This is a genomic window from Desulfurivibrio nitratireducens (genome assembly GCF_044068515.1).
Taxonomy (GTDB): Bacteria; Desulfobacterota; Desulfobulbia; order Desulfobulbales; family Desulfurivibrionaceae; genus Desulfurivibrio.
The window spans coordinates 1-14,604 of sequence record NZ_JBIPKI010000052.1; the positions used below are offsets into that span (position 1 = coordinate 1).

Genomic DNA, 14,604 nt, shown 5'->3' on the forward strand with positions numbered 1-14,604 from the left:
CGACCGGACGGTCGAGATCATGGCCCAGATCATCCCCACCGGAATCAGCCGGATCTTCGCCCCGGATAATGACAATCTGGGCATCGACGGCACTGACGACCTGCGGGTGGATGCCGATGTCGCGGTGCTCGATACCGGCATTGACGCTGGCCATCCCGATCTCAACGTGGTGGCCAGCGTCAACTGCTCCGGGGGCAGCCCCTTCCGCGGCTCCTGCCAGCCGGGCGGCAGCGACGGCAACGGCCACGGCACCCACGTCGCCGGCACCATCGCCGCCATCGACAACGGCATCGGCGTGGTGGGGGTGGCCCCGGGAGCCCGGCTCTGGGCGGTCAAGGTCCTGGCCGACAACGGCTCGGGCTATCTCTCCTGGATCATCGCCGGCATCGACTGGGTCACCGCCCCCCGGGCCGACCAGATCCAGGTGGCCAATATGAGCCTCGGCTTTCAGGGCAGCAGCGACGCCCTGAATAAGGCCATCGCCAACTCGGTGGAACGCGGCATCACCTACGCGGTCTCGGCCGGCAACGAGGGCCGCGACGCCAGTGGCTACAGCCCGGCCAGCCACCCAGACGTCATCACCGTCTCCGCCCTGGCCGACTTCGACGGCAAGCCCGGCGGCCTGGGCAGCCCAACCTGCAGGCCGGATGTCGACGACACCCTGGCCAACTTCAGCAACTACGGGGAGGCCATTAACCTGGCCGCCCCCGGGGTCTGCATCCTTTCGACCTGGACCGGCAACAGCTACCGGACCATCAGCGGCACCAGCATGGCCGCCCCCCATGTCGCCGGCGCCGCCGCCCTGCTGGCCTCCATGGGTGGCGAATTCAGCGGACCTGGCAGCCCCGGGAAAATTCGGGACACCTTGGCGACGAAAGGCAACTTCAACTGGACCGACATCCCGGTCGACGAGTTTCACGAGCCGCTGCTCGATGTAAGTAGTCAAACCATTTTCGCCCCGACCATGGTGGCCGGCAGCGAGCCCGGCCCGCCGGATCAGGTGGCCACGGTAACCATCAGCAGCCCCCTTAATGATAGCGAATATCTGGTGAATGAAATTATCGACTTTGCCGCCACAGCCGATGGCGGCGCCAAGGGCGATCTCGCCGATCAACTGAACTGGAGTTCGAGCATCAGTGGCTCAATAGGCTCTGGGGCAGGTTTTAGTAAGCAGCTCAGCGCGAGAGCCCACACCATCACCGCCCAACTCAGCGATCCCGCAGCCAGCGACAGCGTCAACATTACGGTTTATGCCGTCCCAGGCGATGCCCTCGGGGTCCAGAATATCAGCTACGCCACAGACGGTGGCAAGGACAAGAACCGCCATCTAACCGTCACCGTCCTGGTACATAATGCCGACAACCAGCCCGCCGGCGGGGTAACCGTTGCGGTCATGATCAGTACCGACACTGGCTTTTCTTGGAACGGGACCGCCACCACCGGCAGCAACGGCCAAGCCGCCTTCGCCATCAATAATCACCCGGACGGGACCTATAAAACTGAAGTCCTGAGCCTCAATGGCGAGGAACCGGGGGAATACAACGACCCCGGCTATATCAAATAGCAGTGATTAAGTCAGGGAAAGGTTTAACTGAAACGATCAGGCTGATTCAGCCAACCACAGAGGACACAGAGAAGCTGTACAACCAAGCCGCGGAGAACCAAAACCGGGCGGCGGCGCTGTCAGGCCGCCATCTGCCGGCCTCAGGCCCGGCCGGTTCCCCCGAGCTTAAAACTCTCTGTGTCCTCTGTGTTCTCCGTGGTTAAATAAATGCGTCAAGACCCGCCCTTTTGCTCAGCCGATAACAGACCCTCCAGCTCCCCGAGGGCCCGGCCGGGTTCGCTGACCAGGATGCCCCGGATGCCCACGGCCCCGGCCCGCTCCAGGTTGCCGGGATCGTCATCGAGAAAGAGGCTTTCGGCCGGTTCCCGGCCCAGCTCGGCCAGCACTTCGCGGAAGAAGCGGAAATCCTGTTTGCTGCGGCCATGGTGATAGCTGTTGAAGACCCGGACGAAGAGGGCGAAGAAATGGTGGCGCTGGTCGAGTTCGTCGAGCCAGTTGGTCTGGTCGCTGACAATGGCGGTGGTAAAGCCGAGCCGATTGAGGCGGGCCACCGCCGCCAGCATCTCGGGGAAGGGCTGAAATCGGTCGAGAATCTGGCGGCGCAGTTCCCGGTCGGGGGCGGTGATCCCGGTCCGCTGGCGAAACTGCTCCCAGAAGGCGACCTCGTCGCTCCCGCCCACCACATAGCCGCTGGTATAAACGATTTCTTTGCCCAGGCGGAAAGTTTCGGCCGGGTCCATTCCCTGCCGGCGGCCGATCGCCTCGAGCCCGGCCCGAAAACCCTCGGCGGCCAACACCCCGCCGAAATCAAACAGGATGGTCGAATAAACACTCATGGTCAACGCTCCCCATGGGGACGGCGGGGTCGGGATGGGGGCCGCTCAACCTCGGACCGGACGGGGGCCGGCCAGAAGCCAGATGATCAAGCCGAGAATCGGCAGGACCAGGATCAGAACGGTCCATAAAACCTTGGACCCGGTGCTGGCGGTGCTTTGCAGGGTTTGAACAATGGCCCAGATGCAGGCGATTAAAACCAGCAGGCCGATAATTCCACTGACTTCCATCCCCATTTGCTGCCCTCCTTGAATTTGGCCCGGCGCGGTACTCCCGCGCCGAGGCGAACCAATCGGCCCCAGTTTCCCCCGGCCCAAGCCGGGGCCGGCGGCTTAACCGTTGCGGACCGGGGTTGTCCCGGTACCCAACCTTAATGCCGCCCCAAAACGGCCAGCTAACATCCTCATACCGAGTTTTACTTGAACCGTTGTCGGACGGATTTCAGGGCCTCGCCCAGGGCGCTGGCAGCCATTTCCGCCCCGGCCTGGAGATCCTTCCAGGCCCCTTCGCCGGCCTGCTCCAGCTTTTTCAGCTTAAGCCTGGCCTCGTCGCGTTTATGGCGAAGTTCTTCAAGCTCGCGCCGATATTCTCCCTTGACCTCGGCCCCGGCCTGCTCGGCCCGGGCGCTCAGGCGGTCGATCTCCGCGTTCCATTCATCGAGCTTTGCCTTGACTTTTTGGACAAATACGTCTCTCTTTTCAATCATGAAATCACCTTTGTCGTTATGCCGTTAATGTGCCGTTAATTGTTCCAACGGCCAAGCCGGCAGGCGGCTCAGCCTGAACTTCAGTCTATCATAAAAAATTCCCCCAACGACAGCAAAAAACCGGCAGCATATTGCCAAGGAGCAACCGAAATGACCGCAAAAACAACCGATCCCCAGGACTTGAGTGCCGCCGTGGACCAGTTGGTCCGGCAGGCGGATGCCGCCTTGAAAGCCTATCTGGAGATGGACCAGGCCGCCATCGACCGGATGGTCCATGCCATGACCCTGGCCGGGGTGGCCGCCAGCCTCGAACTGGCCAAGCTGGCCGTAAGCGAAACCGGCCGCGGCCTGCTGGAAGACAAGGTAATCAAGAACATCTTCGCCACCGAATACATCTGGCACGACATCAAGCGGCAGAAAACCGTCGGAGTCATCGAGGAAAACGACCTGGAAGGCTACGTCGAGGTCGCCGAGCCGGTGGGCATCGTGGCCGGGGTGACCCCGGTGACCAACCCCACCTCCACCACCCTCTTCAAGGCCCTGATCTGCGCCAAAACCCGCAATCCCATCATCTTCGCCTTTCATCCCGCCGCCCAGGAGTGCTCGCAAGCCGCCGCCCGGGTTCTGCGGGATGCCCTGCTGGCCCACGGAGGGCCCGAGGGCGCCATCCAGTGGATCGAAACCCCCTCCAAGGAAGCCACCGCCTTTCTGATGAATCACCCCGGGATCTCGCTGATTCTGGCCACCGGCGGCACCGGCATGGTCAAGGCCGCCTACAGCGCCGGCAAGCCCGCCCTGGGGGTGGGGCCCGGCAACGTCCCCTGCTACATCCACCGCCGGGTGGATCTCAAGCGGGCCTGCACCGACCTGATGATCTCCAAGACCTTCGACCACGGGATGATCTGCGCCTCCGAGCAGGCGGTGATCGTCGACCAGGCCATCGCCCAGGAGTTTGAAGCCTTTCTCACCGCCAACGGCTGCCACTTTCTGAGCCCGGCGGAAACCAAGAAGGTCTCGGCCTATCTTTTCCCCCCGGACCGGCATGGGCTCAACCCCGAGGTGGTGGGCCGCACCGCCTTCGCCATCGCCGAGGCGGCGGGGGTCCAGGTCGCGCCCGCGACCAAGATCCTGCTGGCCAAACTGCCCGAACCCAGCCTCAAATACCCCCTGGCTTTGGAAAAACTTTCACCGGTGCTGGCCTACTTCACGGTGAACAACGAAGCGGAGGGCTTTGCCTATGCCCGGGCCATGCTTCAGCTCGGCGGCCTGGGCCATTCGGCGGTGATCCACAGCGACGACGAAGCCCTGACCGTCAGGTTCGGCCAGGCGATGCAGGTGGGCCGGGTCATCGTCAACGCCCCCTCCAGCCAGGGGGCCATCGGCGACATCTACAACGCCAACACCCCCTCGCTCACCCTGGGCTGCGGCTCGTTCGGCCGCAACTCCACCACCGCCAACATCTCTTCGGTCAACCTGATCAACAAGAAGCGCATTGCCAAAAGGAGGGTGAACATGCAGTGGTTCAAGATTCCACCCAAGATCTACTTCGAACAGGGCAGTGTGCAGTACCTGGAGAAGATGCCCAACATCAGCCGGGCCTTTATCGTCACCGACCCCACCATTCTTAAAATGGGCTATGTCAAGAAGGTTCTCTACTACCTGCGCAAGCGGCCGGTCTACGTCCATTCGGAAATATTCTCCGAGGTGGAGCCCGATCCCTCGCTGGAGACCATCGAGCGGGGGGTTCGGCTGATGCAGGCCTTCAAGCCCGACGTGATCATCGCCCTGGGCGGCGGCTCGGCCATCGACGCCGCCAAGGGGATGTGGCTCTTCTACGAGCACCCGGAGACCAGCTTCGACGGCCTCAAGCTCAAGTTCCTCGATATCCGCAAGCGGGCTTTCCATTACCCCAACCTGGGGAAAAAGGCCCAGTTCGTGGCGATCCCCACCACCTCGGGCACCGGCTCCGAGATCACCTCTTTTTCGGTGATTACCGACAAGAAAAACGGCAACGTCAAGTATCCCCTGGCCGACTACGAGCTGACCCCGGACGTGGCCATCATCGATCCCCAGTTCGTCGCCACCCTGCCGGCTTCGCTGGTGGCCGACACCGGCCTGGACGTGCTGACCCATGCCATCGAGTCCTACGTTTCGATCCTGGCCAGCGATTACACCGACGGCCTGGCCCTCCAGGCCATCCGGCTGGTTTTCACCTACCTGCCCCGCAGCTTCCAGGACCCCGGCGACCTGGTGGCCCGGGAAAAGGTCCACAACGCCTCGGCCATTGCCGGGATGGCCTTCACCAACGCCTTTCTCGGGGTCAATCACTCCCTGGCCCACAAGCTGGGCGGGGAATTCCAGATTCCCCACGGCCGGGCCAACGCCATCCTGCTGCCCTATGTGATCGCCTACAACTCGCAGCCGCCCAGCAAGTTTCCCATCTTCCCCAAGTACGGCTCCTTCGTGGCTGACCAACGCTACGCCGAGATCAGCCGCCACCTCAATCTCGCCTGCGGCGCCAGCCGGGAAAGCCAGGTCGCCGCCCTGATCAAGGCGGTCCGCAAGCTGAGCAAAACCCTCAAGCTGCCGGCCTCGATCAAGGCCTGCGGCATTGACGAGGCGACCTTTTTCGCCAAATTGCCGGAGTTGGCCGAACGGGCCTTCGACGACCAGTGCACCACCGCCAACCCCCGCTACCCGCTGATCAAGGAACTGGAGGAGATCTACACCAAGGCCTATTACGGCGATGACCCCCAAGAAACATAGAAGAACAGGAGGTTCAGGCTGAACCCTTTTTTCTTTTTTATGCATTGACAATCTTCTTCGCCATTATTTACGCTGTGGTATTGATAGCCTGTACCATCGGCAAACGATCAAGTGCGATAATATGTCACTTCTTAAGCCTGTACCCTCTTGTTACTTTTCTAATCCGGGGCAATGGCCGGCAGTCCGGCGGCCTTAACGAATAATCCAACAAATAACGACAAAAAGGAGGTGACCAACCGGCAGCAGTCAACAGAGGCAAGTTCAGCTTTTTCGCGGGTTTAATTACTAGAGAGGAGGGAGTTATGAAACACTGGATTATGGGGCTGGCCGCCCTGATGATGATCGCCGTGCCTTCACTGGCTGTGGCGGCTCTGGACGGCCCGAAAGCCAAAACCATCGACGAACTGGCGGCAATGTTTGACGCATCCCGCTGCAAGGGCTGTCACGGGGAAGTTTACGACCAATGGGCCATTTCCCACCATGCCCGCTCCCAGATGGGCGTGCATGGCGGCCTCAAGGACACTCCGCTGGCCATGGCGGGCGCCACTCCCTGGTCGCCGGAGCATCCTTCCCAGGCCACCCTGGACACTTTCCCCTGCTTCAAATGCCACTTGCCCCAGGCCCTGACCCATGCCGAGGACTCGGTGGCGGCGGAATACGCCCAGGCCCTGGTGGATCAGGATCGCGACAAGGTCGGCAAGCTTAAGATCACCTGCATCGTCTGCCATAACAACAAGGCCATCATCCATCGCCTGCAGGAAGGTGATCCCGAGCCCAATGTTCTGTACGGTACCCGGAACATCCCCAACCATCCCGATCCGGTTTTCACCGAAATCCGCCAGAGCCCGGTGATGAGTGAACCCCTTTACTGCGGCCAGTGCCATGGGGTCGGGGTCAACCTGGAGTTTAAGAACCCGGTCCAGTGCGCCACCATCTACGGCAGCTACCAGCATGCCTACATCCCGGGCGGCGGCACCCAAAGCTGCCAGGATTGCCATCTCTATCCCAAACACAACGGGTTTGCCGACCACCGGATGCTGCCCGACTGGAACGACACCGAACTGATGAGCCAGCGGCTGGCCCAGTCCATCAGCCTGGATATGCAGGCCATGGGCTATGAGTGGCTGCGAGGATCCGGCGACCGCCCCAGCCGGCTGGTGGTCGAGACCAAGATCGACTCCACTGCCGGACACCGCGTTCCCGACGGCTGACCGTCTCATAATCGAGTGGTCCTGGAAGTGACCGCAAAAGATTTGGACGGCAACCTCATCGCTAACGACACCCGCCACTACCATCCCCAGGCGACCACCCAGCGGGGCTCCAACGTAATGGTTTACGGCGCCCAATGGAAGGCCAGCTATGTGCGTGACACCAGCCTGCAACCCTTCCAGACCAAGGCGGAAACCTTCGAGTTTCTGCTGCCGGAGGGCATCCGCTGCGCCGATGTAGAGGTCAGCCTGCGCTACGAGCTGGATAACCCGAAACGCATCATCCCCATACACCAGCGCAGCAAGCGGGTAGGGTTGGATCGCTGCCCATAGGGAGGTAGCAGGGAAACACCCTGAAAAGCGCGGAACAGCAAACAAAAAGGCCCACCGGATTCACCGGTTGGGCCTTTTTGTTATGCCGGCAGTGGTTCATGTTTCGCCGACGTTGCTTGTTAATTTGCTGCTTGCCGTCCGCCGCCAGGGGAACAGGAGGTTGTCGTCGCGGCGCCGGTCGCGCAGGCGTCCTGCATACTTGGCCGGCTCCCGGTAATGCACCTAAGGCAAAGGGGGCGGAAGACCCCTACCCCTACCCCTACCCCGCTACCCGCTGATCAAGGAACTGGAGGATAACTGCACCAAGGCCTTTTACAGCGATGATCCCTTGCCATAAGCGCCGGGAAAGGCAACAAAAAAGGGGCCAGGCCGGAATAATCACTTATTCCCAACCTGGCCCCCCGCTTTTTCACTGCAGCTTACTACCTGGTGGATCTACCGGCCGAGGCGCTGCCGGCCCGTTAAGGGGCCGGTAGCCTCCCAGCCCCCCCGCGGCAAAGATCCGGTGCCGCGCCGCGATTACGGTTAATTACCCCCTGCGGTTGCCAACTGGTCGAGGGTAAAAGTACCGTTGCTGGCAATATTGATGGTGGCGTTGAGAAACTGAACCCCCTGGGCATTTTCGTAACCGCCCCGAGTGGCCAGGGCGTGGTACACGCCTTCCGCCCGGATGCCGGTGACGCAGTGGATGACGATCTGCTGGTCGGTGGGCACATTTTTAACCAGTTGCTCATAGTTGGCGTAGAACTGGTCGTCGGGCAGGTTGATGGCGCCGGGAATGTGGCCGGCGGCATACTCGTCGGCGCTGCGCACATCGAGGATCACCACTTCTTTGCTTTTTTCCGCCATCAGCTTTTGGAAGTCCGCGGCGCCGATGCTGCGCGACAACTTGCCGGGCGCAACCTTGGGCAGCTCTTGGGGCTCAAGGGCCGCCACGCCGCTGGGCTCGTTGCCCCACAACGGCAGGTTCTGGGCTCTCCATTCCGGCTCGCCGGCACTGTAAACCGATACCGACTTGTAGCCCAGTTCCTTGGCGGCTTTGGCCGAATTGTGGCTGTGGGGGCAACCGTGGCCGCCGCAGTAGAAGATCAGCTTGGTGTCAAGATCCTGGGGCAGCAGGCTCTTTTTCTGGTCCCACTGGTTGATGGGAACGGAAAGGGAACCGGGGATGAAGGATTTTTGATGCACCTGGGCGGGACGGGAGTCGATGAGAATAAAGTTGGCATCATCGGACCGAGCCACCATATGGTAAACATAGGGAGTTTGGGAGATCAGATAATTGCCGGCGGCGCTCCAGCCGGGATCACCTTCGTAGTAAACCTTGACATTGGTCAGCCCGTGTTCCATGGCGATTTTGGCCGCCTGGGTGCTCAAGGGGCAGTGCAGGCCGCCGCAGTAGAAGATAACCTGGCGGTCGCGGGGCAACTGGTCGAGGTTGGCGGCGACTTCACCGGGCGGCAGATGGATGGCGCCGGGAATGTGGCCTTCCTGGTAACGGCCTTTGGGGCGGGCGTCCACCAGCAGAAACCGGTCATTGGTCTCCAGGGTGGCTTTGATCAGGGTTTTGTCGCCGTAAACCTCGGCAAAAAGCGCCATTACTTCATCGGTGGTGATCCGCAGTTGCGGATCCTGCTCGACGTGCTTGGGGCCGGCGGCGCGGGCGATGTTCTCGTTGGCCAGCGACTGGCCGCTCACCCCGCTGCTGCAGGCCGCCAGCAGGAAAGCCGCCACCAGGACCGCTCCAAGTTGGATGACTTTGCTTCTTAGATTTCGCATTTTACTTCCTCCTCTCTGATTGATCCTTGGTGTCCCGAGAAAGCGACCGCTCCGACCTGTCAGGAACTCGACCGTTACGGACGGTTTTCCGGCAGCCGACAGCAATCCGTTCGCACCTTGACTAAAGCAAAGGATGTGCCAAAACAAAAATGCGTAATTTCAACGAGAAGACAAAACAGGGATTATTTCATAATGAAATGATGTTGCAAAATGAATGAAATGGCGGGAGGCAAACGGCAAGGCCAGGAGTTGGCCGATGAAAAATGCCGGAGCAACAGCCGGTCAGGAAGGGCCGGCGCGCTCGGTAAAGCCTTAACCGGCGGTCGGGGGTTAAGGGGAAATTTCGTATTGCTTGATTTTGCGCCAGAGCGAGGTGGGGCTGATGCCCAGCAGCTTGGCGGTCATCCCCCGGTGACCGTCGGCCCGCCGCAGGGCTTTGATGATCATCTGTTTTTCCATGGCGGCCAGGCTGAGCGACTGGGTTTCGCCCTCTTCGGCAGACGGCGGCGCGGCGGCCGGCTCACCGCTGGCCAGGGGCGGCAGATTTTCGGGGTGCAACTCCTGGTCCGGGGAGAAAAGCAGCGCCCGCTCCACGGCATTTTCCAGTTCACGGACGTTGCCCGGCCAGGAGTGGTCGAGTAAACGGGCCATGACCGCGGCGGGGATGGTTTGCACCTGCTTGTCGTACTTGCTGTTGAATTTAGCCAGAAAATGGTGGGCCAGCAGGGGGATGTCCTCCCGCCGCCGCCTTAACGGCGGCAACTCCAGGTTGACCACGTTGAGGCGGTAATAAAGATCGCGCCGGAAACGGCCCGCCTCCACTTCCTCGCTCAAGGGACGGCCGGAGGCGGCAATCACCCGGACATCGGCCCGGCGGGGCTCGCGGCCGCCCACCGGCATGAAGGCGCCCTCCTGGAGAACCCGCAGCAGTTTGACCTGAAAGCCCAGGGTCATGGTATCGATTTCATCGAGAAACAGGGTGCCCCCGCTCACGGTTTCAAAAAGTCCGGGCTTGTCCTGATCGGCGCCGGTGAAAGCGCCTTTGACGTGCCCGAACAGTTCCGACTCCAGCAGGGTTTCGGGCAGGGCCCCGCAGTTGATGGGCAAAAACGACTCTTCGCGGCGGCGGCTCCATTTGTGGATCAGCCGGGCCACCAGTTCCTTGCCGGTGCCGGTTTCACCATTGATCAGGATGGTGGTGGAAAAGGGGGCCACCTGGGCAATCAGTTCCTTGAGTTTTTTAACCGGCGGACTCTCCCCCACCAGTTCTTCGCCCCGGCAGCCGGCCACCAGTTGTTGCAGGCGGCGATTTTCCCGCCGCAGCCGGGTCCGGTCGAGGGCCCGCTGGACGGTGAGCAGCAGCTCGTCGGGCTCAAAGGGTTTCTGGAGATAATCGTAAGCCCCCTTTTTGATGGCCTCCACGGCGGACTCGACGGTGCCGTGGCCGGTGATCAGCACCACCGCGCAGTCGGAGTCGGCGGCCAGGGCCTGTTCGAGGATCTCGATTCCGCTGAAATGGGGCATCAGCAGATCGGTGAGGACCACGTCAAACGGGCCGGATTGCAACCGCTCGGCGGCCTCCCGGCCGTCGGCGCAGAGTTCGGCGGCCAGCCCCGCGCCCGCCAGGGTGTCGCGCAGCAACTGGCGGATGCGCAAATCATCATCGATTACCAGAATGGGAGAGGGCTGCCGATCCATGTTCATCCTCCGGTTTCCCCCGGCAGAAAGACCAGCAGCGCCGCGCCGCCGTCCCGGGAGGCGGCGACCTCGATGCTGCCGCCCAAATCATCGATGATCCCGGCGCAGATGGATAGCCCCAGGCCGGTGCCTTCACCCACCGGTTTGGTGGAAAAAAAGGGGTCGAAAATCCGGGAGCGGTTTTCCGCCGCAATCCCCGGCCCGTTGTCCTCCACCTGCAGCAGCACTTTTTGCCCCCGGGTAGTCGTACTGATCCCGATCCGACCATCTTGGCCGATGGCCTGCATGCCGTTGAGCACCAGGTTGATCACCACCTGTTCCAGCTCGCCGGGGTCGGCGATTACCGGCGGCAGGGGTTGGAGTTCCAGCTCCAGTTCGATCCGCCGTTTTTCCAGGTCGGTGGTCAGCAAAGGGATGGCCCGCTCAACGATGACGTTGAGGTCGCAGGACCGCCGGTCGCGCCCGGTGTGGCTGGAGTTGCGGGCGAAGCTGAGCAGGGCCTTGATGATGGTACTGCTGCGCTGGGTCTGCTCGGCGATGATCTCCAGTCTTTCCCGCTGGCCGCCGGTCAGGTTTTCGTCTTTGAGCAGCAGCCGGGCAAAGCCCAGGATGCTGGCCAACGGGGTGTTCAGTTCGTGGGCGACCCCGGCGGAAAGCTGGCCGATGGCCGCCAGTTTCTCGGCCCGGAAAAGCATTTGCGCCTTCTTTTTTTCCTCGGTGACATCGCGGAAGGTAATGACCCGGCCGATGAATTCTCCTTCGGGCGCCGGCATCCGATTGGTGCCGGCGGCCAGCAGCCGCTCCTCCCCGGCCGGGGTCCGGTAAGGAAACTCGGTCCCGGCCGGCTCCCGGCCGGCGGCCAGCAGCTCGGCCAAAGGCGGGAAGAGGCGATCCAGCGAGCGGTTGACGATCTCCGCTTCGGAGCGGCCGGTAATTTTGCCGGCGGCCCGATTGCAGGTGGTTATGGTGCCCTCGGGGTCAATTACCAGCAGACCTTCCGAGAGGCTTTCAATCACCGTGGCCAGCGTGTTTTTTTCCTGCAGATAAAATTGCCGCTGTTGTTGCTCGGCCAACTCCGCGTGTTTTTTCTCTGTAATATCAAGGGTTACCTCGATAACCTGGCTGACCGTGCCGTCTTCTGCCTTGGCGAAAGGGGTGGTGATGACGTTGAAATACTTTTCTTTCTTCTTGACGTCGCGGGCCAGGGCCGGCCGGCCGGTGGCGAAGGTTTCCAGGGCGGGGCAATCCAGGCCCGGCGATTCCTTGCCGCAGTAAATCTCGTAACAGCCGCAACCGATGATTTCCTGCTGGTTGGGATCAACCAGCACCTGGCGCTGCTTTTCGTTGCAGCGCTGCACCTTGAAGTCATAATCGATGATGGAAATGCCTACCCCGGTGGCGTCGAAGATCGCTTCCAGTTCATCCTTGGCCTGCTGCAGCTCATTGACGTTCTGGTTGAGGAAATCCAGCACCTGGGCGAAGGAATCGGCAATAATCCCGATGGGGTCAAGATCGATCAGGGTCTGATCATCCAACTCGTCGTACTGCAGCGGGGCCGTGCCCATGACCTGCAGCAGATGGTTGGTCTTGTCCCGAATGTAGGCGATCAGCCGCTGATTATCGGTGGCCAGAGCCGCCAGGCGCTCATCCCGGCGCGGTTTTTGGTGCTTTTCTGCCATGGCTGTTCCGTTTACCGCCGGTCCACCGTGATCTCGTAGTAGTTGTTGACCTTTGCCACGTCCACCCGGTAGCCCATCTTGCGAATCGACTCCGGCACCGTGACGGTGGCGTTGCGGTGGTCGGTGCGGATCAGCAACCGGGTTTGGCCGCTGGTTATTTCCTGGCGGCGCTGATTGACTTCCTTCAGAACCACCAGCATACAGGCCGGGCAGACCTGGCCCAGGATGTCGAGTTCCACGGTATTAGGGGAGGACGAAGAAGACATTGGTTGATCACCTCAGAATGATGCGGGGCAGCAGCAGGGCGCCGATCCAGGCCCCGGCCAGCAACCCGGCGGTAAAAAGGACCGCCTGAAAAGATAACAGCGGCAGCCCACCCAGAACATAATTAAAATTGCAGCCTCCGGCCAGACGCGCCCCCAGCAGCACCAGGGTCCCGCCGGCAAAGGCGGCCACCCCTTGCCGCAGCGGCGGCCAGGGGCCGAGGCGAAACTCCTTGAGGGCGATGGCGCTGGCCATGCCGCCGAGAATAATCCCCACCAGCAAGGGGACATCGGCAATAAAGATCAGGTCGATCCGGGGACCGAGGCTGCTGGCTAACCGCCCGTCAACCGTTTCAATCACCCGGGCTTCCTGCTGAAAGAAAGCAAGCTGGGCCACGTGGCCGGGAGCCAACAGCAACTCGAGAAAAGCCGCGATTTTGGCATAGGCGGCGGAAATGGCCAAAGGCCAACCGGCCAGGAGATAGAGCAGTAAATTAAGGCCGGCCAGCAGCAGGACCACCAGCCAGGGCTGGATATAGCCCGCGGCGGGGCTGGCTACCGCTATTTTGCCCTGGCGCCACCAGAGCAGCAGGGGAATGGCCGTAAGCCCGATCAGCCCCCAGGCCACGATCGGGCCGCCCTCCGGCCAGGCCTGTTGCAGGGTGGCGTATTGGGTCAGCATCGCCCCTCGCCGCAGCTCCGCCACCAGCGGATGAATTTCGGCATAGAGCATGCTGCCGGCCAGCATCCCGCAGAAGGCCAGCAGGCTGGTCAGGTTGCCGCTGCCCAGTTTATACAGGGTGCTCACCACGCAGCCTCCGGCCAGGACCATGCCGACCCCGAACAGCAGCCCGCCGGCCAGAGCCAGCAGGGAAACATTGCCGTCGAGGGTCGGCGGCGGGTCGAAGGGAAGAATGGCCGCGCCCCGAGCCACCTGAAAGAGCACCATGGTGGCCACCACCAGCAGCACCAGGGCGGGCAGCTGCGTGTAACTGCGAAACAAAAAGATATCCCGCAAAATGCCCGCGATACAAAAATCGCTGCGGTGCAGCAGCCAGCCAATCAGCAGACCGGCCAGCAGAAAAGTCGGGAAGAGCAGCTCGGGATAATTCAGCAGCATATCAGCACTGGTTCAAGGTAAGTGATCGCGGGGCCAACCTGACCACCAGCCCCCGGGTGGGCAGCACCTGCATGACCATGACCGGGGGCGGCAGCTCCTTCGGCTCCGCCTCTTAAAATAATAAGACGGAACCAGTTTTGCGCAAGACCGTCAATCTTTTTGCGCGCCGTTCTTGGGATAGCCGGGCCAGAAAACCCTATCCGTCAGGCCTGAAAGCAACCGGCATTGCTCTTGCAGCCGGCAGGCGCGGGAGAGAAAAACCCGCCCTCGCAAGAGCCGCCCCCTCTCCAGCTTTAACCACAGAGAACACAGAGCACGGAAAAGTTCGGGAACGGCGACCGATCCACGCCATGGGAAGTCTAATTTTTCCCTGATTCCGGTGATTTTTGCAATTGACATGGCCCGCCGGCGGCGCTAGATAATAAGCATTCACAAACCGGCGGCAAGATCCTCATTACCAGGAGCTGGAAGATGAACAAGGGGCGGCAAGGGCGGAGTCGAGGCGGTGGCTAACGCTGAAATTTTTTTAACCACAGAGAACACAGAGAAGTTGAGGAACGGCCGCCGCTCCGGCCTGCTGTTAACCTCTGTGTCCTCTGTGGTTAAAATAAATCAATCCCATTCAACCAAAAGCCGCCCCCGGTAGTACCGGCGAAC

The 14,604-nt window shown here is 61.5% G+C and carries 11 protein-coding genes; 3 read left to right on the plus strand and 8 right to left on the minus strand.

Annotated features, from left to right (window positions below):
- A partial coding sequence (locus tag ACHHTY_RS10630; RefSeq protein ID WP_395494115.1) for a S8 family serine peptidase occupies nucleotides 1-1,564 on the plus strand: 1,564 nt, incomplete at its 5' end.
- Nucleotides 1,565-1,776: 212 nt separating this feature from the next.
- On the opposite strand, the gene ACHHTY_RS10635 is transcribed toward ACHHTY_RS10630, so the two are convergent.
- From ACHHTY_RS10635 to ACHHTY_RS10645, 3 genes are all read right to left on the minus strand, one after another.
- Complete coding sequence (locus tag ACHHTY_RS10635; protein WP_395494116.1) at nucleotides 1,777-2,400, minus strand: HAD family hydrolase; 624 nt, start codon at nucleotides 2,398-2,400, stop codon at nucleotides 1,777-1,779.
- Between the two features lie 45 nt (nucleotides 2,401-2,445).
- Entirely contained in the window at nucleotides 2,446-2,634 is a 189-nt protein-coding gene (locus ACHHTY_RS10640; RefSeq protein ID WP_395494117.1) for a PLD nuclease N-terminal domain-containing protein, read from the minus strand.
- 179 nt (nucleotides 2,635-2,813) lie between these two features.
- Nucleotides 2,814-3,104 (minus strand): sll1863 family stress response protein, encoded by a 291-nt coding sequence (locus tag ACHHTY_RS10645; protein WP_395494118.1) that lies wholly within the window; start codon nucleotides 3,102-3,104, stop codon nucleotides 2,814-2,816.
- Between the two features lie 150 nt (nucleotides 3,105-3,254).
- Between ACHHTY_RS10645 and adhE the strand changes: the two genes are divergently transcribed.
- Complete coding sequence (gene adhE, locus ACHHTY_RS10650) at nucleotides 3,255-5,870, plus strand: bifunctional acetaldehyde-CoA/alcohol dehydrogenase (RefSeq protein WP_395494119.1); 2,616 nt, start codon at nucleotides 3,255-3,257, stop codon at nucleotides 5,868-5,870.
- Nucleotides 5,871-6,172: 302 nt separating this feature from the next.
- The gene (gene extKL / locus ACHHTY_RS10655) at nucleotides 6,173-7,411 is read left to right on the plus strand and encodes a multiheme c-type cytochrome (seleno)protein ExtKL (RefSeq protein WP_395494120.1); all 1,239 of its coding nucleotides are present in this window, start codon (nucleotides 6,173-6,175) and stop codon (nucleotides 7,409-7,411) included.
- Between the two features lie 525 nt (nucleotides 7,412-7,936).
- Here extKL and ACHHTY_RS10660 read toward each other — a convergent pair.
- The 5 genes from ACHHTY_RS10660 to ACHHTY_RS10680 all read right to left on the minus strand — a co-directional run bounded on the left by ACHHTY_RS10660 (nucleotide 7,937) and on the right by ACHHTY_RS10680 (nucleotide 13,947).
- A complete protein-coding gene (locus ACHHTY_RS10660) occupies nucleotides 7,937-9,187 on the minus strand; it encodes a rhodanese-like domain-containing protein (protein WP_395494121.1) in 1,251 nt (416 codons plus the stop codon).
- 330 nt (nucleotides 9,188-9,517) lie between these two features.
- Nucleotides 9,518-10,885 carry a sigma-54-dependent transcriptional regulator gene (locus ACHHTY_RS10665; RefSeq protein ID WP_395494122.1) on the minus strand — a complete coding sequence of 456 codons (1,368 nt, stop codon included), beginning with the start codon at nucleotides 10,883-10,885 and terminating at the stop codon, nucleotides 9,518-9,520.
- Between the two features lie 2 nt (nucleotides 10,886-10,887).
- Nucleotides 10,888-12,564 carry a PAS domain-containing sensor histidine kinase gene (locus tag ACHHTY_RS10670; RefSeq protein WP_395494123.1) on the minus strand — a complete coding sequence of 559 codons (1,677 nt, stop codon included), beginning with the start codon at nucleotides 12,562-12,564 and terminating at the stop codon, nucleotides 10,888-10,890.
- A gap of 11 nt (nucleotides 12,565-12,575) precedes the next feature.
- Nucleotides 12,576-12,830, minus strand: coding sequence for a sulfurtransferase TusA family protein (locus ACHHTY_RS10675; RefSeq protein ID WP_395494124.1), 255 nt, complete (start codon nucleotides 12,828-12,830; stop codon nucleotides 12,576-12,578).
- Between the two features lie 7 nt (nucleotides 12,831-12,837).
- Complete coding sequence (locus ACHHTY_RS10680) at nucleotides 12,838-13,947, minus strand: YeeE/YedE family protein (RefSeq protein ID WP_395494125.1); 1,110 nt, start codon at nucleotides 13,945-13,947, stop codon at nucleotides 12,838-12,840.
- Nucleotides 13,948-14,604: the final 657 nt, after the last annotated feature.